Origin of the sequence: Pseudonocardia halophobica, from assembly GCF_027922425.1 — a bacterium.
GTDB lineage: Bacteria > Actinomycetota > Actinomycetes > Mycobacteriales > Pseudonocardiaceae > Pseudonocardia > Pseudonocardia halophobica.
The window spans coordinates 366,170-392,243 of the sequence record NZ_BSFQ01000001.1 but is presented as its reverse complement, the minus strand read 5'-3'; the positions used below and the strand labels follow the sequence as shown (position 1 = coordinate 392,243).

Below are 26,074 nucleotides of genomic sequence, written 5' to 3'. Positions count from 1 at the left end.
CCGATCACACCGGACGGAACGGCGTGATCCCTCCCGCGCGTCAGGCGGCCGCGGCCTCGCCGGGGCGGCGGTGGTAGCGGTCGACGTACACCTGGCCGCTCAGGTCGGCGATCGCGTCCATGACCTCGTCCGTGACCGCGCGGCGGATGGCGGCGGAGCCCTCCAGGCCGTCGTAGCGGCTGAAGTCCAGCGGCCGCCCGAAGCGGACCTCGACGCGGGCCACGCGCGGCAGCTTCTTCCCCACGGGCTGCACCTTCTCGGTGCCGACCAGCCCGACGGGCACCACCACGGCACCGGTGGACAGCGCGAGCGACGCGACGCCCGTGTGCCCGCGGTGCAGCCGCCCGTCGAGCGAGCGGGTGCCCTCCGGGTAGATGCCGAAGGCGCCGCCGGCCTCCAGGACCGTGCGCCCCGCCTCCAGCGCGGCGAGCCCGGCCTTGGCGTTGGCGCGGTCGACCGGGACGTAGCCCAGCGCGCCGAGGAAGCGCCCGATCAGCCGGGTCTTGAGGCTGCGCGCGGTGAAGTACTCGGCCTTGGCGAGGAAGGCCACCGGCCGCGGCGTGACCAGCGGGATCACGGCCGTGTCGACGGCCGCACGATGGTTCGCGGCGAAGATCACCGGCCCGTGCGCCGGGACGTTCTGCACCCCCTGCACCCGCGGCCGCCAGATCATCCGCACCAGCGGCGCCAGCACCCACCTGATCAGGAACTGCATGACTCTTGATCCTCCCCCGGGACCCGGCCGGACGCACCCCGACGTCGTCCGGACCAGTGTCGCGCACCCATTGTGACGCCCAGGTCACCGCTCTGGAACGTACCGACGACGTGACGTCGGCGGTTCCGCCACGTGAGGGAGGCGGTGCAGATTTGTGCGCTCCGCTAACGCCCGAACCAGCGGTCCGCCGCCGGCCGGAACATGGCGGCGAGCGCCGCGAGGACGGCCAGCACGTGCACCGCGCGCAGCACGACGATCACGATCGTCGGTCCGTCGGCCGCGGCGAGGAACTCCGGCACGGCGCCGCCCGCGGCCAGCCACCGCAGCGGCTCGACGACGAGCGAGGCGGTCCCGAGCAGCCCCATCAGCAGCGCGACCGCCCACCGCGCCGCGTCGCGGCCGGAGTACAGCCCGAGGACGAGGACGGCGAGCCCGAGGTAGATCGCGAACCGGACGGCGAGGGCGATAGGGCCGGGCGGTTCGGGCGTCGCGAACCGCACGAGGGTCTCCGCGACCCCGCAGCCGATCGCGGTGAACCACAGCGCGACGGAGGTGCTGACGGCGGTGGGCGCCGTCCCGGTGGTGGTGGTCATGCTCCGCAAGGCTTCCCGTCCGGCGCGCCGCGGTCCGCCCGGTCGGCCCCCGAGCCCGCGGTGGGGCGGCCCCCACCCGCCACCGGCACCCCGCCGGTGCACGCGGCGTCGCTCGCGGCGCGGCCGACCACGAGCTGGGGGCCGGTCGCGGCGCACACCCTGCACGCCGAACGCGGCGCGACCGACGGCCGGGTGCGGGCGTTCGCGCTCGCCCTCGCCGGCCGGCACACGCTGTACGTGTCGGCCTCGGTGTGCCGCGACGTCCTCCTCGACCGCGGCACCCTCGTCCACGACCGGCCGGGCGGCGAGGAGCCCTACCTCGCCGCGCTGGGGGACTGGATGGGCCTGCCGGCGGAGCCTCCGCTGTGGTGTTGGTTCGGCCCGGTCTACGTCCCGCTCGTGCGCCGGCACGTCCGCGCGGAGGCGGTCGCGGGCGGGCTGCTCCGCGACGACGGGCCGTGGGTCCCCGAGCACCTGCGGGCCCGGCTCGACGAGCCCGACCCGGCCCGGCGCAGGGCCCCGCGCCTGCCCCGTGGCCTGCGCCGATCCGCCTGGAGGATGCTCTTCGGCGGTTAATCGGTTGCGGGGCCGGGCCGCCGTGGGCGAAGGTGATCGCATCATGGGCCTCTGACACCACCCTGCGCCCGCGGCCGCGGCACGAGCCCGGCGGGCGCGAGATCCCGATCTTCCCCGGTGGTGTCGCCATGTCCGCTCCCGCTGCTCTGCTCGCCCAGGACCTCGTCCGCACCCTCGGCACGCGCCGGGTGCTCGACGGCGTGTCCCTCACCGCCGCCCCCGGCCGGCGGATCGGCCTGATCGGCGAGAACGGGGCCGGCAAGTCGACCCTGCTGCGGCTGCTGGCCGGAACGGACGAGCCCGACGGCGGCACCGTCACGCGGCCGGCGGACCTGGGGTTCCTGCACCAGGAGATGCCGTACGACCCGGCCCACACCGTCGCCGACGTCGTCGACGACGCCCTGCGCGAGGCCCGCACCGACCTCGCCGAGCTGGACCGGATCGGGCGTGCGCTCACCGAGGCGCCGGACGACACCGACCTCCTCACCGCCTACGGCGAACGCCTGGAGTCGGCCGAGCGGCACGCCGCGTGGGACGCCGACCGCCGCGCCGGGCTGGTGCTCGCCGGGCTGGGGCTCGGCGGGGTCGGGCACGACCGCGCGCTCGGCACCCTGTCCGGCGGGCAGCGTGGGCGGCTCGCGCTGGCCGCGCTGCTGCTCCGCCGACCCGCGGCGCTGCTGCTCGACGAGCCCACCAACCACCTCGACGACGCCGCGGCGACGTTCCTCGAGGAGGAGCTGCGGGGCATGCCGGGCGCGGTCGTGGTGGCGAGCCACGACCGCGCGTTCCTCGACGCCGTGTGCACGGACGTCGTCGACCTCGACCCCGCGCTCGACGGGCCGACCCGCTACGGCGGCACCTACACCGACTACCTCGCGGCGAAGCGCGCCGAGCGGGAGCGCTGGGAGCGCCGGTTCGCCGAGGAGCAGGAGGAGCTCGCGGCGCTGCGGCACTCGGTGGCGGTGACCTCGCGGCGGGTCGCGCACGACCGGCCGATGCCCGACCGGGACAAGATGGGCTACGGGCGGCGCTCGCAGCGCATCGAGCGGCAGGTGTCGAGCCGGGTCCGGGCCGCGACCCGGCGGCTCGAGGAGCTGGAGCGGGACCAGGTGCGCCGCCCGCCCGCGCCGCTGCGGTTCCGCGCGCCCGCGCTGGCCGCCGCCTCGTCCGACGGGATCCTGGTCGCCCTCCGCGGGATCCGGGTGCCCGGACGGCTCTCGCTGGAGCGGCTCGACGTGACCGCGGACGACCGGCTGCTCGTCACCGGGCCGAACGGGGCGGGCAAGTCCACGCTGCTCGCCGTCCTGGCCGGGACGCTCGCCGCGGACGGCGAGGTCCGGCGCCGCCGCCGGCTGCGCGTCGGCATGCTCGCCCAGGACACCGTGTTCGCCCGGCCGGACCGCACCGTGCGCGAGACCTGGGAGCGCACGCTCGGCCCGGAGGGCGCCGAGGCGGTGCCGCTGGTCTCGCTCGGCCTGGTCGCGCCCCGGGACCTGGGCGCCCGGGTCGGCGAGCTGTCGGTCGGGCAGCGTCGGCGGCTCGCGCTGGCCCTGCTGGTCGCCGACCCGCCGCAGCTCCTGCTGCTCGACGAGCCCACCAACCACCTCTCGCCCCGGCTCTCCGACGAGCTGGAGGAGGCCCTGGGGACCGGGCCCGGCGCCGTCGTCGTCGCCTCGCACGACCGCTGGCTGCGCCGCCGTTGGGCGGGCCGGGAGCTGGCGCTGCGCGGCCCGTGAGCCGTCGATGGTGCGGGTCTACAGCTCGGCGCGCAGGGCCTGCTGGGCGTCGGACCGGCTGAGCCCGGTGGCCTGCAGCAGGTCGATCGCGATCGAGCGCAGCTGGGCGATCATCACCTGCTCGGACATGCCGAGGTCGCCGGCGGCGGCGCCCAGGACCGGCGAGTCGTGCACGAGGTCGAGGATCGGTTCCCGGGCCGCCTCGCGATCGCCCTCGCCGACCTGCGCGGTCAGCTTCTGCACCGCGGCGGCGAGCTGGGCGACGGCGTCGGGCAGGGCCTCGACGGTGGGCTCGTCGTCCTGCAGCGCGGTGAGCGCGCGGCGGGCGAGGACCCGGGTGTTGCGGAAGGCGTAGTCGGTGCGTCGGGCCAGCTCGCCGAACCGGGCCAGCTCGGCGCGGTGCGGGCGCCGCAGCGGGGCCACCGCGGTGACCTCGCGCCCGGACTTCACCGATGCGAGCAGCTCGTCGACCAGGGGCTGGCTGCGGCGGGCGCGCTGCAGCGCGTCGGCCGCCGCTGCCTCGTCCCGCTGCCGGAGCGCCTCCGCCACCCCGAACAGCACGGCGGCGAGCTCGTCGAGGGCCCGGCGCGCCTGCCGCCGGACCGGGCCGAGCGGGTGCGACGGCAGCAGCGCGGCCACGAGCAGCCCGACCGTGCCGCCGATCAGGGAGTCGACCCAGCGGTCGATCCCGCCCGTCTGCCCCGGTGGGAGCAGGGTCGCGACCAGCACGGCCGACGAGCCGGCCTGCGCGACGATCAGGGTGCCGCCGTCGGTGAACACCGCGGCCGCCACGGCGAGCATCACCACCAGGGCGATCTGCCACGGCCCGGAGCCGATCGCGGCGACCAGCAGGTCGCCGACCAGCACCCCGAGGCTCACGCCCACCACCAGCTCGGCGGTCCGGCGCAGCCGGGACCCGAGGGAGACGCCGAGGCTGATCACCGCGGCGATCGGGGCGAAGAAGGGGCGTGGGTGCCCGACGAGGTCGGCCGCGACGAACCACGCCAGGCCCGCCGCCAGCCCGCACTGGACGATCGGCAGCGCCGACATCCGCAGGCGGCGCGCGCCCAGGTGCAGCCGGGCGCGCGCCCGCGCGGCCACGCTCATCGGATAGCGTTCATCCGACGACGGCGGTCAGGACACGCCCAGCGCCGCGGCCGCCGCGGGGTCGGAGTCGGCGAGGAAGCCGCGGATCCGCTCGACCTCGTCCGTCTCGCCGATCGCCTCGGCGGAGCGCATCAGCGCACCCAGCGCGCGCAGGAAGCCCTGGTTCGGCTCGTGCGACCACGGGATCGGGCCGAAGCCCTTCCACCCGTTGCGGCGCAGCTGGTCCAGGCCGCGGTGGTAGCCGGTGCGGGCGTACGCGTACGCCGCCACGGTGTGCTTGTCGGCCAGGGCGTTCTCGGCCAGGGTGGCCCAGGCGATCGACGACGCGGGGTTGGCCGCCGCGACGTCGGCCGGGTCCTCGCCCGCGGCCAGCGCGGCCGCGGCGGGGTCGACGGGCAGGCGCGTGGGCTCGGGGCCCAGCAGGTTGCCGTGCAGACTCATGCCTCCATCCTGCCCCGTCGACCCCTCGTGCGATCCGGCCGGGCTCAGCCCGCCAGGGACTTGCCGGCCGACTTCAGCGACTCGCACGCCTCGACGACGCGCTCGGACATCGCGACCTCGGCCTTCTTGCCGTAGGAGCGCGGGTCGTAGGTCTTCTTGTTGCCGACCTCGCCGTCGACCTTCAGCACGCCGTCGTAGTTCTCGAACATGTGCGCCGCGATCGGGCGGGTGTAGGCGTACTGGGTGTCGGTGTCCACGTTCATCTTCACGACGCCGTAGGACAGCGCCTCGTGGATCTCCTCCAGCAGCGAGCCGGAGCCGCCGTGGAACACCAGGTCGAACGGCTTGGAGCCCTCCGCCAGGCCCAGCTTCTGCGTGGCGACCTGCTGGCCCTCCTTGAGGATCTCCGGGCGCAGCTTGACGTTGCCCGGCTTGTAGACGCCGTGCACGTTGCCGAAGGTCGCGGCCAGCAGGTAGCGGCCCTTGTCGCCGGCGCCGAGGGCCTCCACGGTGCGCTCGTAGTCCCCGGGCGCGGTGTAGAGCTTCTCGTTGATGTCGTTGGCGACGCCGTCCTCCTCGCCGCCGACCACACCGATCTCGATCTCCAGGATGATCTTGGCCTTGGCCGCCTCGTCGAGCAGCTCGGCCGCGATCTTGAGGTTCTCCTCGAGCTCGACCGCGGAGCCGTCCCACATGTGCGACTGGAAGAGCGGGTTCCCGCCCTTGGCCACGCGCTCCTGGCTGATCGCGATCAGCGGGCGGACGAAGCCGTCGAGCTTGTCCTTCGGGCAGTGGTCGGTGTGCAGCGCCACGTTGACCGGGTACGAGTCCGCGACCACGTGGGCGAACTCGGCGAGCGCGGTCGCGCCGGTGACCATGTTCTTCACCCGGGTTCCGGAGAGGAACTCGGCACCGCCCGTCGAGACCTGCACGATGCCGTCGCTGCCCGCCTCGGCGAAGCCGCGCAGGGCCGCGTGCAGCGTCTCGGAGCTGGTCACATTGATGGCCGGGTACGCATACTCCCCGCTCTTGGCCTTGTCCAGCATCTCGTTGTAGATCTCGGGGCTGGCGATCGGCATCTGAAGTGCCCTCCTCGGGTCCGCGTCGTTCGCCCGCCAGTATCACCCACCAGCGCCGACGTGCCGAATGACGTGATGGTCGACTCCGCCGGGCCCGTCCCGCACGGACTCCCGAGCTCCGTCTGCGCGGATCGCACGCTCGATAAGGTGGACCCGTGGGGGCTGGAGCGAACCCGGTGGACACCGGCGGCTACGAGAGCACGGTCGAGCGCACGCTGAGCAGGCTGCGCCGGATCGACTCGCGGCCCGACCCCGCGGTGGCCGCCCCGCCGCCGCAGGTCCCCGGTGCCCCGCTCACCCTCGCCGACCTCTACCGCGACCACCGGATGCGGCTGGTCCGGCTGGCCGTGCTGCTCGTCGACGAGCCGGCCACCGCCGAGGACGTCGTGCAGGAGGCCTTCGCCGGGCTGCACCGGCACTGGGCCGGGCTGCGCGACGAGGCCGCGGCCGTCGGCTACCTGCGCACCGCCGTCGTCAACGGGTCCCGGTCGGTGCTGCGCCGCCGCCGCACGGCCCGCGAGTACGTGGCCCCGCACCAGGTCAACGCCCGGTCCGCGGAGTCGCTGGCGATGCTCTCGGCCGAGCACCAGGCCGTCGTCGACGCGCTGGGCACGCTGCCGCCGCGGCAGCGGGAGGTCCTGGTGCTGCGCTACTACGGCGGGCTGTCCGAGGCCGAGATCGCCGAGGCCGCCGGGATCACCCGCGGGACGGTCAAGTCGACGGCCAGCCGGGCGCTCGACGCGGTGGCCCGTGTCATGGCCGAACGGTCCGGGGGAAGATAGTCCCCGGGAGGACACACCAACCATGACGAACCCGCACGCCCACGCGAACCCGAACCCGTCGGTCGACCCCGGTCGCCGGCTGGCCGAGGCGCTGCACGCGCAGGCGGTCTCGTCCGCGTCCGCGCCGGCCGGGCACCCGGTCGCGCACACCGCCCCGCGGCGGTCCCCGGAGCCGCGCGCCGACGCCGCGCTGCGCCGGCAGCTCCTCTGGGCGCTGGTGATCGCCCTGCTCGCGGGCCTGGTGCTGGGCGCGGGGATCGGGCTCGTCTCGCTGCTGTTCCCCGGGGTCCTTCCCACGGTCGGCTGACGGGACGCACAGGTGCGCCCGGTACCGTCCTCCGCGTGACCCACACGCTTGCCCTGGGCCCCGAATGGTTGAAGCCCGACGTCATCATCGGCTGGCTCGGCCCCTGGGCGCTGCTGGGCCTGGCGCTCATCGTGTTCGCCGAGTGCGGCCTGCTGCTGGGGTTCTTCCTGCCGGGTGACTCCCTGCTGTTCACCGCCGGACTGTTCGTGGCGTCGGGCGCGATCCGCACCCCGCTGTGGGTGGTCTGCCTGCTGCTCGTGGTCGCGGCCTTCGTCGGCAACGCCTGCGGCTACGGCATCGGGCGCAAGGCCGGACCCGCGATCTTCGACAAGCCGAAGAGCAGGCTGTTCAAGCCGCAACACGTCGTCAAGACGCAGGAGTTCTTCGACAGGTACGGCAACCGCGCGATCGTCCTCGGACGTTTCGTGCCCATCGTCCGCACGTTCATCACCGTGATGGCCGGCGTCGGGAAGATGGAGGCGAAGCGCTACCTCACGTACTCCCTGATCGGGGGCGTGGCCTGGGCCGCCGGCGTCACGGTGCTCGGCTACTTCCTCGGCCAGATCCAGTTCGTGCGGGACAACATCGAGCTGATGCTCATCCTGATCGTGCTGCTCTCGGTGGTGCCGATCGCGATCGAGTTCCTGCGCGCCCGGCGGCAGTCCCACGGGGCCGTCGCGGCCGAGGGGTACGACCCCGACGCGACCACCCGCATCCCGGTCGTCCGGCCGGACGACCGGCCGCCCGGCCACCACCGCTGACCCGGAGGAGCACGTGCGACAGACGGTCCTGGCCTTCGACCCGCTCGGCTCGGCCGGGCCGGTCACGGTCTGGGTCGTCGTGCTCGCGTTCGTGTTCCTGGAGTGCGCGTTCGTCATCGGGCTGTTCCTGCCGGGCGACTCGCTGCTCGTCGCGGCGGGCGTGGTGCTCGCCGCCCAGCAGCACGAGCTCTCGGCCTGGCTGCTCTCGGCCGCCGCGGTGATCGTCGCCGTCGCCGGCAACCAGGTCGGCTACCTCGTCGGGCGCTACACCGGGAACCGGATCAAGGTCCGCAAGGGTGGGAAGCTCCTGACCAGGGAGAACCTCGACCGGGCGGGGCGGTTCCTCGACCGGTGGGGGTTCTGGTCGATCGTCGTGGCCCGCTGGGTGCCGTGGGTCCGCACGCTCGCCCCGGCCATCGCCGGCGCCGCGCGGATGGACAACCGCAAGTTCCTGCTGGCCAACCTGGTCGGCGCCCTCGCCTGGGTGCCCACGCTCATGATGCTCGGCTACTACGCCGCCGGGCTGCTCGACCGCATCCCGTGGGTGCGGCACGTGGCGGTGGTCGCGGCGATCGCCTTCTTCGTGGTCGGCACGGCCGTCGGGGTCGTCCGGTACGTCATGGAGGTGCGGCGGCCGGTCGACGACGAGGCGCGGGTCGGGTCCGGCCCCGCCGCCTCCGGGGCCGACCCGGGCGTCGACCCCGCGCCGGTCGACCGGCCCTGAGCGGCCCGGTCCTCAGGCCGCGCCCGTGCGCTCCAGGCGGGCGGCGGCCTCCAGCAGCATCCAGCCCGAGAGCTGCACCGACAGGTCGCCCTCCGGGGCGCCGGCGGCGGGCCGGCGGGCGGGCCGGCGCCAGTCGTGCGCGAACGCCGGCCCCGCGGCCGTGTCCGCCCGGTTGTCCCACACCGACTCCGCGCTGGCGAGGACGAGGTCGCGGGCGTGCGGCAGCCTCGGCCGCCGGACCGCGGCGTCGGCCAGGTAGCGGGCGAGGATGCCGTTGAACAGGCCGCCGTCGCCGCCGTCGTCGTAGCCGCCGATCACCCCGCTCGGCTCGGCCAGGCCGCGCGCCGTCGCCGTCAGCACCGCGGCGGCCCGGTCGTGCCAGCGGACGTCCCGCTCCCGCTGCGCGAGCTCGACGCAGGCGCCGAGGTAGACGCCCTGGCAGTACGTGTAGGTGGTGCCGGCGACCTCCCGGACCGCGCCCTCGGCGTCGAGCCGGACGCCGTCGCGGACCAGGCCCGAGGCCGGGTCGACGAGGGTGGCCGCCATCCAGTCCGTGAGCGCGGCGGCGGTCCCCAGGTCGTCCGCCGAGCCCGTGCGGGCCAGCAGGATCGCGGCCGGGCCGTTGGCCGGGGCGTTCTTGAAGTCGTCGCCGCGGCGCCACCAGATCCCGCCGCCGCCCGCCGGGGTGTGCGCGGCACGGATCCGGGCCGTGATCGCGTCGAGGGCCCCGCGGCGGCTGCGCACCCGCACCCCCGCCCGCTGGACGGCCAGCCCGAACCAGGCGATGTCGTCGTAGTAGTCGTTGGTCCAGCGGCCGAGGTTGCGGATCCGCACGCCGCGCACCATCCCGGCGATCGCGGCCCCGCGACGCCGGTCCGGTGCCCGGACCTGGGCGTCGACCAGGCAGTCGAGCAGGTGGGCCTGCCACCAGTAGTGCCACGGCCCGACGAGCGCCCGGGCGCGCTCGCGCGGCGCGGCGGGCCGCGGGCTGCGGATCCGGCCGATCCGGGTGGCCGGCAGCACGCCGCCGACGCGGTGCAGGTAGCGACGGGTGACCGCGCGTTCCGCGGCGGCCGCCCGGTCCGTCCACAGGCTGGTCATCGCGGCGATCATCGCAGAGTTTTTCTGTCGGGGGTCGGGCCTACCGTCCGCGGCATGAACCCCGAGATCCCGTCCGAGATCCCCTCCGAGCTCGTCCACCGCATCGACCAGTACGAGGCCTGGCAGCGCGAGACCATCCGCCGGCACGGCTGGGCGCTGCAGGCGGTGCTGGGCGATGCCGACGGTCCGCCCTTCGTCTACACGGTGGGGCTGTCCGGCTTCGACCATCCCGAGCTGATCGTGTTCGCGGTCAACCAGGCCACGGCGGCGCGGGCGCTCAACCGGCTGGGGGAGTACGTCCGGCTCGGCGGCCGGCTCGGCCCCGGGGACACGGTGGGTCTGCCCGAGGGCCTGGTCAGCCTGCTCGCCTTCCCCGACTCCGCGGACTGGCTGCTGGGGGCGAACCGGCTGTACCGGGTCCCGGGCGGGCCGCCGGTCGAGGCGCTGCTGGTGGTCCCCGAGGAGGGCTACGCCGAGGAGGCCGGGGAGGACCTGCCGTGCCGGTTCTGCGGGTGAGGGGCGGGATCGGCGGGGTGCGGCGGCGGAATCCGTGGCCGGATCCGAGGGCTCCCCGTCGTTGACGCCAAATCGGGGGTCCGCGACCGTGGAGTCATGACCCATCGATCCGGCCGCCACCGCGTGGTGGTCCCCCTCTTCGACGGCATCCAGCCGCTCGACGTCGTGGGGCCGCACGAGGTGCTGCGCATCGCGACCTACGTGGCGGGCGGCCGGGGGTACGACGTCGAGCTGGTCGGCGTCCGGCCGGGCCCGGTGCGTTCGGAGACCGGGCTGGACCTGGTCGCCCGCAGTGGCCTGCCGGCCGGGCCGATCGACACCCTGCTCGTCCCGGGCGGCGGCGGTGCGCGGCGGCAGGGGCCGCCGGGCAGCCGCGGCAACGAGACCGAGCTGGTGAGCTGGATCCGGCACGTCGCGCCGCAGACCCGCCGGCTGGTGTCGGTGTGCACCGGGGCGTTCCTGCTGGCTGCGGCCGGGTTGCTCCGCGGCGAGCCCGCGACCACCCACTGGCGGTGGGCCGAGCGGCTGTCCGAGGAGCATCCGGAGGTCGACGTCCAGCCGGACCCGATCTACGTGCGCAGCGGCCGGATCTGGAGCTCGGCCGGGGTCACCGCCGGGATGGACCTCGCGCTGGCGCTGGTCGAGGAGGACCTCGGGCCGGACGTGGCGCAGAGCGTGGCGCGCGAGCTGGTGCTGCCGGTCCGCCGCGCGGGCGGGCAGAGCCAGTACGCCAGCCCGGTCTGGGCACCGCCGGCCCCGCGGCCGTCGGTGCGCGCGGCGCAGGACATCGTGCACGCCGAGCCGGCAGCGGACCTGCGGGTCCCGGTGCTCGCGGCGCGGGTCGGGATGAGCGAGCGGCACTTCGCCCGCGAGTTCACCCGGCTCGTGGGCACCCCGCCCGGCGTGTACGTCGAACGGGTGCGGGTCGAGGCGGCCCGCGGTCTGCTCGAGTCGGGCGGGCTCACCGTCACCGCGGTGGCCTCGCGGGCCGGGTTCGGCTCGGCCGAGACCATGCGCCGCGCCTTCCTGCGCCGCCTCGGGGTGGCGCCCGACCACTACCGCCGCCGGTTCGCCGGCCGGCCCGGTATCGCCGGGAGCTGACCCGGGCACCTACCGGCCGGCCGCCGCCGGCGGCCGGTCACCCGGTCCTGCCCGCCCTGCCCGCCCTGCCCGAAGGAGCCCGCCATGCAGGTCGCCATCCCGCTGTTCCCCCGCCTGACCGCGCTCGACGCGATCGGCCCCTACGAGGTGCTGCAGCGCGTCCCGGACCTCGAGGTGGTGTTCGTCGGTGCCGAGCGCGGCGAGGTCCGCACCGAGAACGGGATGCTCGGCCTCACGGTCGACGCCACGTTCGCCGAGGTACCCGAGCCGGCGGTGGTGGTCGTGCCCGGCGGCGTCGGCAGCCGCGACCACCTCGACGGCAGCCCGCTCGTCGACTGGGTGCGCGCCGTGCACCCCGGCACCCGCGCGACCACGTCGGTCTGCACCGGGTCCCTGATACTCGGCGCGGCCGGGCTGCTCCGGGGCCTGCCCGCGACCACGCACTGGGGCGCGGTCGACATCCTGGCGCGCTTCGGCGCCGAGCCGGTGCGACAGCGCGTCGTCGAGCTGCCGGAGCAGCGGATCGTCACCGCCGCGGGCGTCTCGTCCGGGATCGACATGGCGATCCGGCTGGTCGCGCGCCTGGTCGACGAGGTCGCCGCGCAGGCCGCCCAGGTCTACGTCGAGTACGACCCGGAGCCGCCGTACAAGGCCGGCCACCCGGACCAGGTCGGCGAGGAGGTCATGGCGCGGATCGCGGAGTACCGCGCCGCCCGCTCCTGATCCGTGTTCCGCCCCCTCTCGAGGGTCCGCGACCCGGACCCCTGTGACCGTCGAAGGAGACGACATGTCGGTCCGTTCCACCCTTCCCGCCACCACCCGTCCCCGCACCCGTGCCGAGCTGCGCGCCGTCGTCACGGACCGCCGGTTCGTCCGGCACTACGTCGAGATGGTCGTCGCGATGGTCCTCGGCATGGTCGTGCTGCTCCCGCTGTGGCGGCTCGCCGGCCTGCCCGACGTGAGCGGCTCCGTCGAGCTGCACTCGCTGCTCATGGCCACCTCGATGACCGTCGGGATGAGCGCGTGGATGCTGGTGCGCCGGCACTCCCGGGCGGCGATCGGCGAGATGGCGGCGGCGATGTACCTGCCGTTCGTGGTGCTCTTCGTGCCGTTCTGGGCCGGGGTCCTCGACGGGCACGGCGTGATGACGGCCGGCCACGTCCTGATGCTCCCGGGCATGCTGCTGGCGATGCTGCGCCGGCCCGCCGAGTACGTCGGCCACCACCACTGAGGCCACGACCACTAGCTGCGGGCCGCGCCACCCGCAGGTCACCTCGTCACCGGGCGGCCTCGACCGGGAGACCGGCCAGGACGTCGGTGGCGAGGTGCTCCGGCCCCACGCCCTGCACGATGATCGCGGCGCCGTCCGAGTTGCGGGTCCGCAGCGGCAGGATCGCCTGGTACCCGGGCGAGCGGTACCAGGCCCGGGCCTCCTCGAGCCCGGGGAAGGCGATCACCACGAGGTTGCCGGGGAACTCGCCCTCGAGCACCTCGGGCAGGTCGCCGTGGACCACGAAGGTGCCGCCGTAGGGCGCGAGCGTGGCGTCGATCCGCTGCAGGTACTCCACGATCTCGGCGTTCGCGGTCACGCTGCGCAGGTGGGCGATCGCGTAGGCGGTCATGTCCGTTCCTCCTCGTTCGGGGTGTCGGCGTCGAGCGTCGCCCCCGGGCGGGCGCCCGTCGATGACGTCCGGGGTAAGGCGGCCGTACACCTCGACCGGGCGTGACGCGGCGCACCCTTGCTGAGTTCCTGTTTGCAACGCAGACTGGGTTGCATCGAGGAACTCAGATCGAGGAGGATCCGATGCGGGACGCGGTGATCGTCGAGGCCGTCCGGACGCCGGTCGGCAAGGGCAAGCCGGGTGGCGCCTACGCCGAGGTGCACCCGGTCGAGCTGCACGCGCACGCCATCCGGAGCGCGGTGGAGCGGGTGCCGGGGCTGCGCCCGGGCGAGGTCGACGACGTCATCGGCGGGGTCGTCGGGCAGGTCGGCGAGCAGAGCGGCAACACCACCCGGTTCGCCGCGCTGGCCGCGGGCCTGCCGGAGTCCGTGCCGGCCACCACCGTCGACCGCCAGTGCGGCAGCAGCCAGCAGGCCCTGTCGTTCGCGGCGCAGGGCGTGATCGCCGGTGTCTACGACGTGGTCGTCGCCTCCGGCGTCGAGTCGATGTCGCACGTGCCGATCGGCAGCTCCGCGAACGTCGACGGCGTGCGGGCGGACGTGCACGGCCCGTCGATCGCCCGGATCTACCCCGGCGGGCTGATCCCGCAGGGTGTGAGCGCCGAGCTGATCGCCCGCAAGTGGGGTCTCTCCCGCACGCAGCTCGACGAGTTCGCACTGACCAGCCACCAGTGCGCCGCGGCGGCGTGGGACCAGGGGTTCTTCGCCTCGCAGGTCGCGCCACTCAAGGTCACGCACGCCGACGGCAGCGTCACGCAGCTCGAGCGCGACGAGACGGTCCGTCCCGGCACCACGCTCGAGGCGCTCGCCGGGCTGCGGCCCGCGTTCGCCGACCCCCGCTGGACCGACCGCTTCGGCGACCTCGACTGGAAGGTCACCGCGGGCAACTCGTCGCCGATCAACGACGGCGCCGCCGCCCTCGTCGTGACCACGAGCGAGATCGCCGCGCAGCGCGGCTGGCGGCCGCGCGCCCGGATCCACACCACCACGGTCACCGGCGACGACCCGGTGTTCATGCTCACCGGGATCATCCCGGCCACGAGGAAGGTCCTGGCCAGGGCCGGGCTGACGATCGAGGACATCGACGCCTTCGAGGTCAACGAGGCCTTCTCCTCGGTCGTCCTCGCCTGGCTCGCCGAGACCGGCGCGGACCCGGCGAGGGTCAACGTCGACGGCGGCGCCGTCGCCATCGGCCACCCACTCGGCGCCAGCGGGGCCCGGCTCGCGACCACCCTGCTCGGCGTGCTCGAGCGGACCGGCGGGCGCTACGGCCTGCAGACCATGTGCGAGGCGGGCGGCACCGCCAACGCCACCATCATCGAGAGGCTCTGACCATGGACATCTCCGGAAGCGTCGCGCTGGTGACCGGCGCGAACCGCGGGCTCGGCCGGGAGCTCGCCGCGCAGCTGCTCGAGCGCGGCGCCAAGACCGTCTACGCGGCCGTCCGCGACCCGCAGTCTGTCACCGACGAGCGGCTCGTCCCCGTGGCACTCGACGTCACGGACCCCGAGTCGGTCCGACGGGCCGCCGAGGCATGCGAGGACGTCACGCTCGTCGTGAACAACGCCGGCCGGGCCGGAGCCGGGTCGCTGCTCACCGCCGACCTCGAGGCGGTGCGGGCCGAGCTGGAGACGAACTACCTCGGCCCGCTGCACGTGGTCCGGGCGTTCGCGCCGGTGCTCGCCCGCAACGGCGGCGGCGCGGTCGTCGACGTCCTGTCCGTGCTGTCCTGGTTCGCCCTCCCGGCCTCCGGCTCGTACTCGGCGTCGAAGGCGGCGGCGTGGTCGCTGACCAACTCGGTCCGCGCCGAACTGCGCGGGCAGGGCACGCTCGTCGTCGGGGCGCACATGGGCTACATGGACACCGACATGACCGCCCGCCTCGACGTCCCGAAGATCCCGCCGGCGCAGGTCGCCGCGCAGATCCTCGACGCCGTCGCCGCAGGTGAGGAGGAGGTCCTGGCGGACGACCTCACCCGTGGGGCCAAGCAGTTGCTCAGCGGCCCACCCGCCGCCCTCGCCCCGTCCCGCTGACCACCGGGCCGCGGTGAAGTGCCGGTGAGGATCTCGGGGTGCGTCCTCAAGATCCTTGCGAGCGCGCCGGTAGCGCTGTTCGCACAGCCGCAGCAACACACTCCTGGCGATCTCGGCGGTGCACGTCCCCGAAGATCCGCGCGAGCGTGACGGGAGGGCAATTCGCACCGCCGCAGCGTCACACTCGCGGCGATCTCGGGCGGCTCCGCTACCAGGCGCGGGAGAGGTCGGCGTGCCGGCGGATCCAGGCGTGCATCGTGATGCCGGCCGCGACGCCGGCGTTGATCGAGCGGGTGGAGCCGAACTGGGCGATCGAGACCAGGAGGTCGGCGCCGGCCCGGGCCTCGTCCGTCAGGCCCGGGCCTTCCTGGCCGAAGAGCAGCACGGTCTCCCGCGGCAGCTCGGCCGTCTCCAGCGGCACCGAGCCCGCGGTGTTGTCGACGGCGATCACGGCGAGCCCGTGCTCGCGGGCGAAGGCGAGCAGTCCGGCGACGTCCGGGTGGTGGTGCAGCGTCTGGTAGCGGTCGGTGACCATCGCGCCGCGCCGGTTCCAGCGCCGTCGCCCGACCACGTGGACCGCGGCCGCCGCGAACGCGTTGGCCGTGCGGACGACGGTCCCGATGTTGTGGTCGTGGCCGAAGTTCTCGATCGCGACGTGGAACGGGTGGGCGCGCGCCGCGAGGTCGGCGACCACGGCCTCCCGCCGCCAGTACCGGTAGGCGTCGACGACGTTGCGCCGGTCGCCGTGCGCGAGGAGCTCGGGGTCGTAGCGCGGGTCGTCGGGCCACGGCCCCTCCCACGGACCGACGCCCACCTGGCCGGGCACGGCCCACTCGGTCGCCCCGCGGGTGTCCTCCTCCACCACCCCATGATCCCGCTCTGCCCTACCCGACACGCACACGGCTCCGCCACCCCGCACAGCCGACACCGCGGCGCCGGGGAGCGGGTCAGTCGGAGGTGCGGATGCCGTACTGGGCGATCTTGCGGTAGACCGTGGCGCGGCTCATCCCCAGCATCTCGGCGGCCCGGGTGACCGTGACGCCGGGTTCGGCGAGGCAGCGGGCGATCTCGTCGCGCTCGAGGGTCTCGATGCGGGTCAACGTGCGGCTGGAGCCGCAGAGGACCTCGGGGGCGAGGTGCCGGGCGTCGACGACGTCACTGCGGGTCACGGCCTCGCGGACCACCCGGCGCAGCTGCTCGACGTTGCCGGGCCAGGAGAAGGTCCGCATCGCCTTGACCGCCGCCGGGGTGAACCGGACCTCCCGCCCGCGGGCCCGGGCGCCCAGGTGCTCGGCGAGGGGGAGGACGTCGTCGGGACGGCGGCGCAGCGGCGGCACCTCGACCACGACGTCGACGAGCCGGGCGAGCGGGGCCGGGATCGCCGCGGCCTCCGACGCCGTCACGGCGAGCGACGCCCGTGGCGCGGCCGCCACGATCCCCGCCAGCTCGGTGGCGGCCCACTGCGGGAGCGCGTCGACCCCGCCGGCGATGACGCTCGTCGTCTCCTTCGCGAGTTCGGGGGTCCACAGCGCGAGCCAGGCCTCGGCGTCGCGCGGGTTCGGCGGCCGGGCGTTGAGGATCCGGTGGTCGCGGTGCACCGTCCGCAGCGCCGTGCCGAGCAGCGCGGTCTTGCCGGCGCCGGTCTCGCCGACCACGGCGACGACCTGCCCCGCGCGCAACGCCGCGACCACCTCGTCGAGCGCGGCCCGCCACGCCCGGCCGAGCTCGGGCGGCGCCTCGGCGCCGCGGTGCGCGGAGTAGACGCGGAAGACCTCGCCGCGGGGCGTCGGCCGGGGCTCGGCGCCGCGGCCGCGGGCGAGCATGAGCGCGCTGGTGTGCCCGGCGGCCATCTGCGCGAGGGCGAGGAGGAGCCCGTCGGACTTGTCCGACCAGGTGGTGAGGTTGACGCTGCCGACGAGCCGGCCGAACACCGGGTCCATCACCGGCACCGCCGCGCAGGTGTAGCCCCAGAGGCCGGTGCAGTAGTGCTCGTCGCCGCGGACGAGCGACGGCGCGCGGTCGGCCAGCGCGAGGCCGAGCCCGTTGGTGCCCGCCTCCCGCTCGGAGAAGGCGAAGCCGGGGGCGAGGTAGGTCCGGTCGAGCGCGTCGACCAGCGCCTTCTCGTCGCACATCCGGCTGAGCACGAGGCCGTCGGCGTCGGTGAGCATGAGGCTGACCGGCTCGCCGGCGAGGGTGTCCCGCAGGCCGTGCAGCACCTCGTTGCCGCACTCGGAGAACAGCGACTGGTCGTCGACCGCGCCGGTGAACGCCGGGTTCACCGCGTCGAGCGGGACCCCGTAGCTCTCGCTGCGCCGCCACGACGCGGACAACCGCGGGGCCGCGACGCCGCCGCCTCGTCGGATCTCCTCCACGCGCACCTCCTCGAGCGCCACCTGCCCCTCGACTCTGACACAGCCGGTCCGGCACCCGGTGCGAGCCGCGTCTCAGGTTGAGACTCGGATCGGCCCGACCGGGCCGTCCGGCTGCCTAGCGTCGCCGCCGACCCGAACACGCTGCCTGCGACGACCAGAGCCGATCAGCCAGGAGGACAACGATGTACTCGAAGGACGGGGAGAACTACTTCATCGTCGACGCCCACGTCGCCCTGTGGGACGCCCGACCGGAGAACCAGCGGAACATCCACGGGAAGCAGTTCATCGACTGCTTCTACGACTACCACCGCAACCTGAGCCCGGAGTCCGAGGTCTGGCCCTACCAGGAGTACCTCTACCAGGGCGGCGACCGGCTGATGCACGACCTGTTCGAGGTCGGGTACGTGGACCACGCCATCTTCCAGCCGGCGTACCTCGGCGAGTTCTACAACAACGGGTTCGGGCAGACCGAGGAGGCGTTCAGGCTCACCGAGGCCAACCCGGACAAGCTCACCTACAACCACTTCTGGGACCCGCGGTTCGGCGAGACCGGGCTCAAGCAGCTGCGCGAGGATGCGAAGCGGTTCAACCTCAAGGGCTGCAAGCTCTACACGGCGGAGTGGCACGGCGAGTCCCGCGGCTGGAAGCTCGACGACCCGTGGTCCTACCGCTACCTGGAGACCGCCCAGGAGCTGGGGATCAAGAACATCCACATTCACAAGGGTCCGACCATCCGGCCCCTGGACCGCGACGCGTTCGACGTTGCCGACGTCGACAAGGTCGCCTCGGACTTCACCGAGATGAACTTCGTGGTCGAGCACTGCGGGCTGCCGCGGCTCGAGGACTTCTGCTGGATCGCCACCCAGGAGCCGAACGTGCACGCCGGCCTCGCCGTCGCGATCCCGTTCATGCACACCCGGCCCAAGTACTTCGCGCAGATCATCGGCGAGCTCCTCTACTGGCTCGACGAGGACCGCATCCAGTTCTCCAGCGACTACGCCCTCTGGACCCCGCGCTGGCTGGTCGAGATGTTCGTCGACTTCCAGATTCCCGAGGACATGACCGAGTACGCGCCGCTCACCACCGCGCAGAAGAAGAAGATCCTCGGGCTCAACGCCGCCGCGATGTACGACATCCCGGTCCCGGCCGAGCTGCAGCTCCCGCGCGAGGAGCCGCAGGCCGTGGCGGTGGCGTGATGGGCCGGCAGGAGGACGCCTGGCGGGCGCTCGACGCCGTCGTCGACCCCGAGCTCGACGAGCCGATCACCGACCTGAACTTCGTGCGGTCCCTCGACGTGACCGGCGCCGACGTCGTGGTGCACCTGCGGCTGCCCACCAGCTTCTGCGCCCCGAACTTCGCCTACCTGATGGCGTCGGACGCGAAGGACGTGCTCACGGCGCTGCCGTGGACCCGCCGCGTGGTCGTCGAGCTCGACGACCACCACGACTCCGACCTCATCAACACCGGGCTGGCCGCCGACGCCGGCTACCGCGGCACCTTCACCCACGAGGCCGAGCAGGACCTCGAGGAGCTGCGGACCACGTTCCGGCGCAAGGCCCACACCGCCGCGATGGAACGGGTGCTGACCCGGATGGTCCGGGGCGGGCACGCGGTCGAGGACCTGGGGCGCGTCACGATCGGCGACCTGCCGCTCGACGACGCCACCCGCGCCCTGCTGCGCCGCCGCGCCGCGATCGGGCTGCGGACCGGCGACGACCTGCCGGTGTTCGTCGACCACAGCGGCAGTCCGTACCCGGAGGTCGAGCTGCCGCTGCAGCTGCGCCTGGCGCGGTCCACCCGGATCTCGATCGAGGGCAACGCCCACTTCTGCCGTGGCCTGCTGGCCACCCGTTACGACTTGGAGGACAAGGTCTCGTGAAGGCCGTGCAGGTGGTCGGGTACCACCGCAACCTGGAGATGACCGAGGTCCCGCAGCCGACCGTCGTCGAGCCGTACGACGTGATCGTCAAGATCGGCGGTGCGGGCGTGTGCCGGACCGACCTGCACATCCTCGAGGGGCAGTGGGCCGAGAAGTCGCAGGTCACGCTGCCGTACACGATCGGCCACGAGAACGCGGGCTGGGTGGCGGCGGTCGGCTCCGCCGTGACCAACGTGGCCGAGGGCGACAAGGTGATCGTGCACCCGCTGATCACCTGCGGGCTCTGCCGGGCCTGCCGCTCCGGCGACGACGTGCACTGCAACCGGTCCCGGTTCCCGGGCATCGACACCAACGGCGGCTACGCGGAGTACCTGCGAACCTCCGCCCGCAGCGTCGTGAAGCTGGACGACGCGCTGGAGCCGGCCGACGTCGCCGCGCTCGCCGACGCGGGTCTGACCGCGTACCACGCGGCGGCCAAGGCGGCCCGGCGGCTCGGCCCGCGCGACACCTGCGTGGTGATCGGCGCCGGCGGGCTGGGGCACATCGGGATCCAGGTGCTGAAGGCGTCGACGCCGGCGAAGGTCGTCGTGGTGGACCGGAACCCGGAGGCCGTGAAGCTCGCCGAGTCCATCGGCGCGGACCTCGGGGTGGTCGCGGACGGCGGGCACGTGGACCACGTCCTGGAGCTCACCCGCGGGGAGGGCGCCGAGGTCGTCGTGGACTTCGTGGGCGAGGGCGGCAGCACGTCCGAGGGCCTGCGGATGACCAAGCAGGCCGGGGACTACCACGTGGTCGGGTACGGCGAGAACGTCGACGTGCCGACGATCGATCTGATCTCCGCCGAGAAGAACATCGTGGGCAACCTGGTCGGCAGCTACAACGACCTGTGCGACCTGATGGAGCTCGCCGCGCGCGGCCTGGTCACGCTGCACACCCAGCGCTACAGGCTCGACGACTTCCAGCAGGCGATCGACGACCTCGACGCCGGACGGGTCCGCGGCCGGGCGATCCTCGTTCCGTAACCCCCTGCACTATGGAATCATGATGCGATTTCCGACCCGGATTCGTCGCATTATGGTTCCATAGTGCACCCAGGACGGGTGCGAATTCGCATTATGGTTCCCTCATGCGTTCTCAGGGGCGGAAGGCGGCGGCGTGGTCCACCGCCCACTCGGCGAAGGTGGTCGCGGGCGCGCCCGTGACCTCCTCGACGGTGGGCTGCACCTCAGCGGGCCAGTCGACGCCGCCCTTCAGGATCGTGTCCACGTACCACTCCGCGGTCCCGCCCATCTCCGGCCGCAGCACCTCGACGGCCTCGTCCCGGGTGACCTGCACGAACTCGACCGGCTTCCCGCGGGCCGCGCCGATCCGCTCGACCAGGTCGACGCGGGTGAGCACCTCCGGTCCGGTGAGCGGGTACGACCGGCCCTCGTGCCCGGGCGTCGTCAGGGCCACCGCGGCCACCCGGGCGATGTCGTCCATCGCGATCGGGGTGCTGCGGCCGTGCGGGTACGGCTCGCGCACGGCGTCCGTCGCGACGATCTGCGGCGCCCAGCTCCCTCGCGGGCGATCCGGAGCACCTCCTCGACCGTCCCGGAGTACACCGTACGGAGTTGCCGCGAGAAGAACGCCGGCCCGCGGATGGTCCGCGGGCCGGCGTTCGACGCGTGCTCGGTCAGGGGGTCGCCGCCGGCGGCGTGGCCGCGGCCGAGCTGCCCTCCTCCCGCTCCCGGATCGCGGGCAGCGCCAGCCGGACGGGCGCGTGGGCGCGGTGCGCCCCGGCCGCCGCGGCGTGGTACTCCTCCAGCTGGGCCAGGAAGTCCGGGTCGGCGTAGATGCGGCCGTCGATCGTCGGGCCCTCCCGCCCGGTGAGCACCGCCTCGACGTCCTCGCCGGTCAGCGTCTTGTGCGTCTCCAGCGCGTGCGCGATGGCCAGCACCGACGAGCGGTTCTCCCGGAGGATCTCCGCGGCCTTGTCCAGCAGCCCGTCGAGGTGGTCCTCGATCCGGTCGGCGAGCGCCCGGCGGAGCACCTCCTCGGCACTGCCGTCCTTGCCCGGCGCGCCCTTGCCGCCGCCGGGGGCGCCGACCTCGAGCCGCCGGGCCGACGAATACGACGACACCGTCGACCCCATGCCCCAGAAGCCCTCCATGAACGAGGCCACCGTGGTCGCCGACTCGAGGTCGCCGGACACGCCGGACGAGCTGTCGCCGTCGAAGAACATCCGCTCGCCCGCCAGCGAGGCGAGGGAGACGAGGATGTCCGCCTCGTACTCGGAGCGCCACCGGGTGAACTGGTCCTCGGGCGGGATGCTCGCGACCATGCCCAGGTAGTCCGAGCCCTTCTCGATCGTCGCCAGGTCGATCTCCATGTGCTCGCGCACCCGGAAGGCGACGACGGCGTGGCAGCCCTCGTGCACGGCGACGGCGTGCCGCTCGCGCTCGATGTACTCCACGTCCTCGGGCGGGCCGAGCTCCTTGAGCTGCTTGGCCTTCATCAGGTCGCGGTAGGTGATGACCTCGCGCCCGTCCCGGATCGCGGTGATCAGGGCCTCGTTGACCAGGTCCTTGATCGTCGCGCCGGTGGCGTACGGGGTGATCGTCGCGAGCTTGTCGAGGTGCTCGTCCGTGATCTCGTGCGGCACCTTGTCCAGGTAGCCCTGGTAGGTGCGGATCCGGCCGGCCTTCGAGGGGTAGCCGACGCGGTAGATCCGGTCGATGCGGCCCGGCCGCAGCAGCGCCTCGTCGAGCGACTCCGGCATGTTCGTGGCCATCATGACGAGGATCCGGTACTTGGGCGGCGGCTTCGGCCGCATGCCCAGCGCCCGCCGGCCCCACCGGTTGAGCAGGCCGCGCGGCTTCTTCAGGCCGGAGAGCTCGGTGAGCAGCGCCTGCAGCGTGCCCATCCCGCCCCCGCCGCCGCCGTTCATCGCGCCGCCCATCACGAAGCGGCTGCGCGGCTCCTCGACCGGCGGCGCCGACGCCATGGACTCGCGGAACAGCATCGACTGCGTGTCCCGGGACAGGTAGGAGAAGCCGTGGCACCCGGTCCCGTGGAAGGGCGCCGGGCCGAAGCCGCGGGGGCCGCCGCCGGGCCCGGTGACCGCCAGCGAGCCGCGGTTGCCCAGCGCGTCGGCCTCGTCGAAGAAGACGATGACGCCGCCGTAGCGCAGCGAGAGCTTGCGCAGCTTCCGGAACAGCGACTTCACCTTGAGGATGCCGACGCCCATGAACATGTTGATGAAGGCGCCTGGGTCGACGAAGACGTAGGGCTTCCCGGTCTCGCCCGCGACGGCCTCGGCCATCAGCGTCTTGCCGGTGCCGGGCGGGCCCCAGAGCAGGAGGCCGCCGGGGACGTAGCCGCCCTTGGCCTCGATCTCGTCCGGCTTCTCCAGGAACATGATGTTCTCGCGGATCCGCTGGACCACGTGGTCCTGACCCCAGACGTCGGCGAACCGGGTCTTGATGTCGTCCGGGTAGTAGGTGTCCACTCCGCCGCGCGAGAGCAGCCAGAACAGGCCGATGAACTGGAACGCGATGAAGAAGAACGCGAAGGCCAGCTGGAGGATGAACGGCAGCGCCTGCCAGATCAGCGCCGGGGCCTGGAAGATGGCCAGGAAGGGCGAGGTGCCCAGGGCCGCGCCGGCGACCAGGGCGACCAGCACCAGCAGCAGCACGATCTTGATCACGCGGGCGAGCCGGAACCGGGTCCAGTCCGAGAACCGCTTCTTCAGCGCCCGGTCGGTGCCGCCGAAGACCTTCCGCGTCCAGAAGACGTGGTAGGCCGACCACCGCTCCGACACGAAGTAGTGGATCTGCCGCAGCAGCTCCAGCCCGGCGAGCCACAGCAGCCACTGCGACTCGACGGTCTCGATGCGGAACGCGTCCGTGAAGGTGATCAGCGGGTTGTCGGCGACCTGCGACCACACGATCACCAGGAACGCGACGACGAACAGCAGCAGCAGCTTGCCGCGGTCCCACAGGGACGCCTTCCTGCGCCGGGGCTCGAACTTCTCCGGCGGCGGCTCGTGGTGCGCCTGCTGCTCGGGCGGCGGACCCTCCGGCTGCCCCGGCTTCCCGGGGTCGGCCGGGTCGTCGGTGATGGTCATGGGCCCTCCCGAACCGTGAACGAGGAGACGACGCCGTCGATCTCGGACTGCCGCTTCTCGAAGCAGTCCGCCGAGCAGCGGGCCAGCGCGAGGTAGAGCTTGCTGGCGTCGTCGTTGAGGTAGCCGGTCTGGTCGAAGATCTGCGGGGCACCGCCGTTGACCCGGTACGAGAACACCGTGTGCACGCCGCGGATCCCCTCGCCCGGGGTCAGCACCTGGTCCCCGAGCAGGGTGAAGCCGGTCAGCCCGCTCTGCTGGCCGCCCAGCTGCATCGTCTGGCGCGCGGTGTCGGACACCGGGTAGATGAAGTCCCTGATCGTGTCGAGCGAGATCTGCCCGCGCGACTTCACCGGAATGGGCTGGACGGTCACCAGGATGGCCGGCGACTCGGCGGACTCACCGATGATGTGGTTGAGCGACGGCTGCGCGTCGGAGTCGTACGCCTGGATCCACACGCCCTCGCTGGAGTCCTTCGCGGGCTCGACGCCGAGCTGGCTCTCCACCTCGTTCGGCGGGACCTGCTTCCACGACGTGGGCACCTTCAAGTAGGTACGGTCGGCGGAGTTGGTGACGTAGGTCCAGGACGGCGCCCCGCAGCCGGCGAGGAGCGCAACCACCATCCCCGTCGCCAGCAGCATCGGCGCGAGCAGCGCGGGCCCACGCCGTGCCCGGCGCCCCGCTCGTCCTGCCATGGAGCCCTCCCCCACCGTGACTCTTCCGTGACCTTCGAGTATGCGGCACGAAACGTCCCCGACACTGCACCGTTCAGGTTGCGAAGGCGTTTCCCACTGCCCGAAGTGTGACCTCTGCGGCCGTCGTGGGCCACGCTAGGGGCGGAGGGGTCAACGGCCGGTGAGGGGGTGACCTCCCGGGCCCCGCCGCGCGCCCTGCGCCGTGCGGACACGGTCGGTCTGCGAGCGGTGGCGGTGGGCGACCGTCCGGCGCACTCGCGGCCCGAATCTGAGGGGGTTGCTCGGCGTTCGGAGCAATTGCCCGGGCGTTCGGATCATTTTCGCGCCCGTCGCCGACCGCCGGGCCCGCCCCGGGCGCCGTCGCCCGGCGGGCCCTTAAGCTTCCGTACCCCTCGGGCGGGCCTTGCCTACCGTCCTTCGCCGTGGACAGGACGACGGTCTCGGCGGCCCCGGCGGCGGGCGCCCGCACGGCATGGGTGACGGCACTGCTCGCGGTGCTGGCCGGCCCCGCGCTGGTGCACCTGCTGACCTCCGAGCCCATGGGCATGTGGCGGCAGCTGTCGTCCGTCACCGGGCTCGTGGCCCTGTCCGCGCTCGTCTGCACCGCCGCGCTGCCGTCCCGGCTGCGCGGGCTGACCCGGGCCTTCGGCATCGAGACCGTCGTCGGGCTGCACCGCCAGCTCGGCATCCTCTCCGCGGTCCTCATCGCGGTGCACCTGGCGGCCGTCGTCGCGGCCAACCCCACCCAGGTCTCGCTGCTGATGGTGTCCACCGCGCCGAACCGGGCCCGCGCGGCCGTCGCCGCCACGGTGTCGATCGCGCTGCTGGTCGTGCTGGCGCTCTACCGGCGCAGGTTCAACCTGCGCTACGAGGTCTGGCGCTGGCTGCACGTGATGCTGGCCGTGTTCGTGCTGGGCGGCTCCGCACTGCACGTCCTGTGGCTGCAGCACCTGGTGAACGACGCCGTGATGGGCCCGATCCTCACCGCGCTCGGCATGCTCGTCGTGGTCGTGTTCACGATGCGCTGGTGGGGCCGGTCGGTGCTCGAGCACGGCGGCGAGTTCGTCGTGCAGGCGGTGCGGGCCGAGAACCCGACCGTGACCACGCTGGTGCTGTCCCCGCGCGACGGCGGCGAGGGCCTGCGTTTCTCGCCCGGCCAGTTCGCCTGGGTGCGGCTGCAGCGCTCGGCGGTGGAGGAGCACCCCTTCACCATCGCCAGCAGCGCGCACGACCCGCGGTACACCGAGTTCACCATCCGCGGCACGGGCGACTTCGCGACCGGCGTGCGCGACCTGCGCCCCGGCGAGTCGGTGTGGGTCGACGGCCCGTACGGCTCCTTCACCTGCGACGACGTCCCGGCCGCCGGCCTGGTCCTGATCGCCGGCGGCGTGGGCATCACCCCGATGATGAGCATGCTGCGCACCGCGGCGGACCGCGGCGACCAGCGGCCGCACCGGCTGATCTACGTCGCCCGCGACACCGGCGACCTGCTGTTCCGCGACGAGCTCGCGATGCTGCGCAGCTACCTCGACCTGGAGGTCACCGAGGTCCTCCGCCGGCCGTCCGCGGCCTGGACGGGCGCGACGGGCGAGATCGACGTCGCGCTGCTGACCAGCGTCCTGCGCACCCTCGACGTGGGCGCGCGCAACGACTACTTCCTCTGCGGTCCGCCCTCGATGGTCTCCGACGTGCACGGCGCACTGACCGTCATGGGCGTGGCCGACGACCACATCCACACCGAGCAGTTCGACATGGCCTGATCCCCGACCC

General features: G+C 73.7%; 28 protein-coding genes. 16 read left to right on the top strand and 12 right to left on the bottom strand.

Annotated features, from left to right (window positions below):
• Positions 1 to 40: 40 nt before the first annotated feature.
• Entirely contained in the window at positions 41 to 715 is a 675-nt protein-coding gene (locus PKE99_RS01905; RefSeq protein WP_037041916.1) for a lysophospholipid acyltransferase family protein, read from the bottom strand.
• Between the two features lie 164 nt (positions 716 to 879).
• Complete coding sequence (locus tag PKE99_RS01900; protein WP_051736935.1) at positions 880 to 1,308, bottom strand: hypothetical protein; 429 nt, start codon at positions 1,306 to 1,308, stop codon at positions 880 to 882.
• Between the two features lie 60 nt (positions 1,309 to 1,368).
• On the opposite strand from PKE99_RS01900, the gene PKE99_RS01895 reads away from it, so the two are divergent.
• Together PKE99_RS01895 and PKE99_RS01890 are read left to right on the top strand one after the other, a co-directional pair.
• A complete protein-coding gene (locus PKE99_RS01895) occupies positions 1,369 to 1,884 on the top strand; it encodes a hypothetical protein (protein WP_037041918.1) in 516 nt (171 codons plus the stop codon).
• Between the two features lie 128 nt (positions 1,885 to 2,012).
• Complete coding sequence (locus tag PKE99_RS01890; RefSeq protein WP_037041920.1) at positions 2,013 to 3,620, top strand: ABC-F family ATP-binding cassette domain-containing protein; 1,608 nt, start codon at positions 2,013 to 2,015, stop codon at positions 3,618 to 3,620.
• Between the two features lie 18 nt (positions 3,621 to 3,638).
• Here the strand turns inward: PKE99_RS01890 and PKE99_RS01885 are convergent, their stop codons facing one another.
• From PKE99_RS01885 to fbaA, 3 genes are read right to left on the bottom strand one after another with little or no spacing between them, the layout of a single operon-like run.
• Positions 3,639 to 4,727 (bottom strand): FUSC family protein, encoded by a 1,089-nt coding sequence (locus PKE99_RS01885; protein WP_051736936.1) that lies wholly within the window; start codon positions 4,725 to 4,727, stop codon positions 3,639 to 3,641.
• A 27-nt stretch (positions 4,728 to 4,754) separates the two neighbouring features.
• Positions 4,755 to 5,168, bottom strand: coding sequence for a DUF3151 domain-containing protein (locus PKE99_RS01880; protein WP_037041921.1), 414 nt, complete (start codon positions 5,166 to 5,168; stop codon positions 4,755 to 4,757).
• 44 nt (positions 5,169 to 5,212) lie between these two features.
• Positions 5,213 to 6,247, bottom strand: a complete 1,035-nt coding sequence (gene fbaA / locus PKE99_RS01875; protein WP_037041922.1) for a class II fructose-bisphosphate aldolase — start codon at positions 6,245 to 6,247, stop codon at positions 5,213 to 5,215.
• 155 nt (positions 6,248 to 6,402) lie between these two features.
• Between fbaA and PKE99_RS01870 the strand changes: the two genes are divergently transcribed.
• The 4 genes from PKE99_RS01870 to PKE99_RS01855 are packed head-to-tail and all read left to right on the top strand — an operon-like array spanning position 6,403 to position 8,821.
• The gene (locus PKE99_RS01870; protein WP_081923849.1) at positions 6,403 to 7,029 is read left to right on the top strand and encodes a SigE family RNA polymerase sigma factor; all 627 of its coding nucleotides are present in this window, start codon (positions 6,403 to 6,405) and stop codon (positions 7,027 to 7,029) included.
• Positions 7,030 to 7,051: 22 nt separating this feature from the next.
• The gene (locus PKE99_RS01865; RefSeq protein ID WP_037041924.1) at positions 7,052 to 7,336 is read left to right on the top strand and encodes a hypothetical protein; all 285 of its coding nucleotides are present in this window, start codon (positions 7,052 to 7,054) and stop codon (positions 7,334 to 7,336) included.
• Between the two features lie 35 nt (positions 7,337 to 7,371).
• On the top strand, positions 7,372 to 8,097 hold the full coding sequence (locus PKE99_RS01860) for a DedA family protein (protein ID WP_037041925.1): 726 nt from the start codon (positions 7,372 to 7,374) through the stop codon (positions 8,095 to 8,097).
• 13 nt (positions 8,098 to 8,110) lie between these two features.
• Positions 8,111 to 8,821 (top strand): DedA family protein, encoded by a 711-nt coding sequence (locus PKE99_RS01855; RefSeq protein ID WP_051736937.1) that lies wholly within the window; start codon positions 8,111 to 8,113, stop codon positions 8,819 to 8,821.
• A gap of 12 nt (positions 8,822 to 8,833) precedes the next feature.
• Here PKE99_RS01855 and PKE99_RS01850 read toward each other — a convergent pair whose 3' ends face one another.
• A complete protein-coding gene (locus tag PKE99_RS01850; protein WP_037042423.1) occupies positions 8,834 to 9,922 on the bottom strand; it encodes a glycoside hydrolase family 76 protein in 1,089 nt (362 codons plus the stop codon).
• Positions 9,923 to 9,976: 54 nt separating this feature from the next.
• Here PKE99_RS01850 and PKE99_RS01845 point away from each other — a divergent pair, with 54 nt between their 5' ends.
• The 4 genes from PKE99_RS01845 to PKE99_RS01830 all read left to right on the top strand — a co-directional run bounded on the left by PKE99_RS01845 (position 9,977) and on the right by PKE99_RS01830 (position 12,770).
• Positions 9,977 to 10,438, top strand: a complete 462-nt coding sequence (locus PKE99_RS01845; protein WP_051736938.1) for a DUF4262 domain-containing protein — start codon at positions 9,977 to 9,979, stop codon at positions 10,436 to 10,438.
• 96 nt (positions 10,439 to 10,534) lie between these two features.
• The gene (locus tag PKE99_RS01840; RefSeq protein ID WP_037041926.1) at positions 10,535 to 11,539 is read left to right on the top strand and encodes a GlxA family transcriptional regulator; all 1,005 of its coding nucleotides are present in this window, start codon (positions 10,535 to 10,537) and stop codon (positions 11,537 to 11,539) included.
• An 84-nt stretch (positions 11,540 to 11,623) separates the two neighbouring features.
• Positions 11,624 to 12,262 (top strand): DJ-1/PfpI family protein, encoded by a 639-nt coding sequence (locus tag PKE99_RS01835; RefSeq protein ID WP_037041927.1) that lies wholly within the window; start codon positions 11,624 to 11,626, stop codon positions 12,260 to 12,262.
• A 64-nt stretch (positions 12,263 to 12,326) separates the two neighbouring features.
• The gene (locus tag PKE99_RS01830; RefSeq protein ID WP_037041929.1) at positions 12,327 to 12,770 is read left to right on the top strand and encodes a hypothetical protein; all 444 of its coding nucleotides are present in this window, start codon (positions 12,327 to 12,329) and stop codon (positions 12,768 to 12,770) included.
• Positions 12,771 to 12,816: 46 nt separating this feature from the next.
• Here the strand turns inward: PKE99_RS01830 and PKE99_RS01825 are convergent, their stop codons facing one another.
• A complete protein-coding gene (locus PKE99_RS01825) occupies positions 12,817 to 13,161 on the bottom strand; it encodes a DUF1330 domain-containing protein (RefSeq protein WP_037041930.1) in 345 nt (114 codons plus the stop codon).
• Between the two features lie 182 nt (positions 13,162 to 13,343).
• On the opposite strand from PKE99_RS01825, the gene PKE99_RS01820 reads away from it, so the two are divergent.
• Entirely contained in the window at positions 13,344 to 14,552 is a 1,209-nt protein-coding gene (locus PKE99_RS01820; protein ID WP_037041932.1) for a thiolase family protein, read from the top strand.
• Between the two features lie 2 nt (positions 14,553 to 14,554).
• The gene (locus tag PKE99_RS01815) at positions 14,555 to 15,253 is read left to right on the top strand and encodes an SDR family oxidoreductase (RefSeq protein ID WP_037041934.1); all 699 of its coding nucleotides are present in this window, start codon (positions 14,555 to 14,557) and stop codon (positions 15,251 to 15,253) included.
• 208 nt (positions 15,254 to 15,461) lie between these two features.
• Here PKE99_RS01815 and PKE99_RS01810 read toward each other — a convergent pair whose 3' ends face one another.
• Positions 15,462 to 16,115 (bottom strand): TrmH family RNA methyltransferase, encoded by a 654-nt coding sequence (locus PKE99_RS01810; RefSeq protein WP_231498078.1) that lies wholly within the window; start codon positions 16,113 to 16,115, stop codon positions 15,462 to 15,464.
• A gap of 85 nt (positions 16,116 to 16,200) precedes the next feature.
• Entirely contained in the window at positions 16,201 to 17,625 is a 1,425-nt protein-coding gene (locus tag PKE99_RS01805) for an AAA-type ATPase lid domain-containing protein (protein WP_231498079.1), read from the bottom strand.
• A 182-nt stretch (positions 17,626 to 17,807) separates the two neighbouring features.
• Here PKE99_RS01805 and PKE99_RS01800 point away from each other — a divergent pair, with 182 nt between their 5' ends.
• The 3 genes from PKE99_RS01800 to PKE99_RS01790 are packed head-to-tail and all read left to right on the top strand — an operon-like array spanning position 17,808 to position 20,526.
• Complete coding sequence (locus tag PKE99_RS01800) at positions 17,808 to 18,821, top strand: amidohydrolase family protein (protein ID WP_037041939.1); 1,014 nt, start codon at positions 17,808 to 17,810, stop codon at positions 18,819 to 18,821.
• Entirely contained in the window at positions 18,821 to 19,504 is a 684-nt protein-coding gene (locus tag PKE99_RS01795; protein ID WP_037041942.1) for an iron-sulfur cluster assembly protein, read from the top strand. The genes PKE99_RS01800 and PKE99_RS01795 overlap by 1 nt, the downstream gene beginning before the upstream one ends.
• Positions 19,501 to 20,526, top strand: a complete 1,026-nt coding sequence (locus PKE99_RS01790) for an NAD(P)-dependent alcohol dehydrogenase (RefSeq protein ID WP_037041944.1) — start codon at positions 19,501 to 19,503, stop codon at positions 20,524 to 20,526. The genes PKE99_RS01795 and PKE99_RS01790 overlap by 4 nt, the downstream gene beginning before the upstream one ends.
• Before the next feature lie 112 nt (positions 20,527 to 20,638).
• Here PKE99_RS01790 and PKE99_RS01785 read toward each other — a convergent pair whose 3' ends face one another.
• From PKE99_RS01785 to PKE99_RS01775, 3 genes are all read right to left on the bottom strand, one after another.
• Positions 20,639 to 21,028 carry a Rossmann-fold NAD(P)-binding domain-containing protein gene (locus PKE99_RS01785; RefSeq protein ID WP_051736939.1) on the bottom strand — a complete coding sequence of 130 codons (390 nt, stop codon included), beginning with the start codon at positions 21,026 to 21,028 and terminating at the stop codon, positions 20,639 to 20,641.
• Between the two features lie 151 nt (positions 21,029 to 21,179).
• Positions 21,180 to 23,612, bottom strand: a complete 2,433-nt coding sequence (locus PKE99_RS01780) for an AAA family ATPase (RefSeq protein ID WP_081923850.1) — start codon at positions 23,610 to 23,612, stop codon at positions 21,180 to 21,182.
• Complete coding sequence (locus PKE99_RS01775) at positions 23,609 to 24,304, bottom strand: hypothetical protein (protein WP_156067270.1); 696 nt, start codon at positions 24,302 to 24,304, stop codon at positions 23,609 to 23,611. Before PKE99_RS01775 ends, PKE99_RS01780 begins: the two co-directional genes overlap by 4 nt.
• 422 nt (positions 24,305 to 24,726) lie before the next feature.
• On the opposite strand from PKE99_RS01775, the gene PKE99_RS01770 reads away from it, so the two are divergent.
• Positions 24,727 to 26,064: a ferredoxin reductase family protein gene (locus tag PKE99_RS01770; RefSeq protein ID WP_037041947.1), complete on the top strand. Its 1,338-nt coding sequence runs from the start codon at positions 24,727 to 24,729 to the stop codon at positions 26,062 to 26,064.
• Positions 26,065 to 26,074: the final 10 nt, after the last annotated feature.

What these genes read in the sequence shown, in the direction of transcription:
- PKE99_RS01905 (WP_037041916.1), bottom strand. Translation starts at nt 715, where the DNA reads ATGCAGTTCCTGATCAGGTGGGTGCTGGCGCCGCTGGTGCGGATGATC.
- PKE99_RS01900 (WP_051736935.1), bottom strand. Translation starts at nt 1,308, where the DNA reads ATGACCACCACCACCGGGACGGCGCCCACCGCCGTCAGCACCTCCGTC.
- PKE99_RS01890 (WP_037041920.1), top strand. Translation starts at nt 2,013, where the DNA reads ATGTCCGCTCCCGCTGCTCTGCTCGCCCAGGACCTCGTCCGCACCCTC.
- PKE99_RS01885 (WP_051736936.1), bottom strand. Translation starts at nt 4,727, where the DNA reads ATGAGCGTGGCCGCGCGGGCGCGCGCCCGGCTGCACCTGGGCGCGCGC.
- PKE99_RS01880 (WP_037041921.1), bottom strand. Translation starts at nt 5,168, where the DNA reads ATGAGTCTGCACGGCAACCTGCTGGGCCCCGAGCCCACGCGCCTGCCC.
- fbaA (WP_037041922.1), bottom strand. Translation starts at nt 6,247, where the DNA reads ATGCCGATCGCCAGCCCCGAGATCTACAACGAGATGCTGGACAAGGCC.
- PKE99_RS01865 (WP_037041924.1), top strand. Translation starts at nt 7,052, where the DNA reads ATGACGAACCCGCACGCCCACGCGAACCCGAACCCGTCGGTCGACCCC.
- PKE99_RS01850 (WP_037042423.1), bottom strand. Translation starts at nt 9,922, where the DNA reads ATGACCAGCCTGTGGACGGACCGGGCGGCCGCCGCGGAACGCGCGGTC.
- PKE99_RS01845 (WP_051736938.1), top strand. Translation starts at nt 9,977, where the DNA reads ATGAACCCCGAGATCCCGTCCGAGATCCCCTCCGAGCTCGTCCACCGC.
- PKE99_RS01840 (WP_037041926.1), top strand. Translation starts at nt 10,535, where the DNA reads ATGACCCATCGATCCGGCCGCCACCGCGTGGTGGTCCCCCTCTTCGAC.
- PKE99_RS01835 (WP_037041927.1), top strand. Translation starts at nt 11,624, where the DNA reads ATGCAGGTCGCCATCCCGCTGTTCCCCCGCCTGACCGCGCTCGACGCG.
- PKE99_RS01830 (WP_037041929.1), top strand. Translation starts at nt 12,327, where the DNA reads ATGTCGGTCCGTTCCACCCTTCCCGCCACCACCCGTCCCCGCACCCGT.
- PKE99_RS01825 (WP_037041930.1), bottom strand. Translation starts at nt 13,161, where the DNA reads ATGACCGCCTACGCGATCGCCCACCTGCGCAGCGTGACCGCGAACGCC.
- PKE99_RS01820 (WP_037041932.1), top strand. Translation starts at nt 13,344, where the DNA reads ATGCGGGACGCGGTGATCGTCGAGGCCGTCCGGACGCCGGTCGGCAAG.
- PKE99_RS01815 (WP_037041934.1), top strand. Translation starts at nt 14,555, where the DNA reads ATGGACATCTCCGGAAGCGTCGCGCTGGTGACCGGCGCGAACCGCGGG.
- PKE99_RS01800 (WP_037041939.1), top strand. Translation starts at nt 17,808, where the DNA reads ATGTACTCGAAGGACGGGGAGAACTACTTCATCGTCGACGCCCACGTC.
- PKE99_RS01795 (WP_037041942.1), top strand. Translation starts at nt 18,821, where the DNA reads ATGGGCCGGCAGGAGGACGCCTGGCGGGCGCTCGACGCCGTCGTCGAC.
- PKE99_RS01780 (WP_081923850.1), bottom strand. Translation starts at nt 23,612, where the DNA reads ATGACCATCACCGACGACCCGGCCGACCCCGGGAAGCCGGGGCAGCCG.
- PKE99_RS01775 (WP_156067270.1), bottom strand. Translation starts at nt 24,304, where the DNA reads ATGGCAGGACGAGCGGGGCGCCGGGCACGGCGTGGGCCCGCGCTGCTC.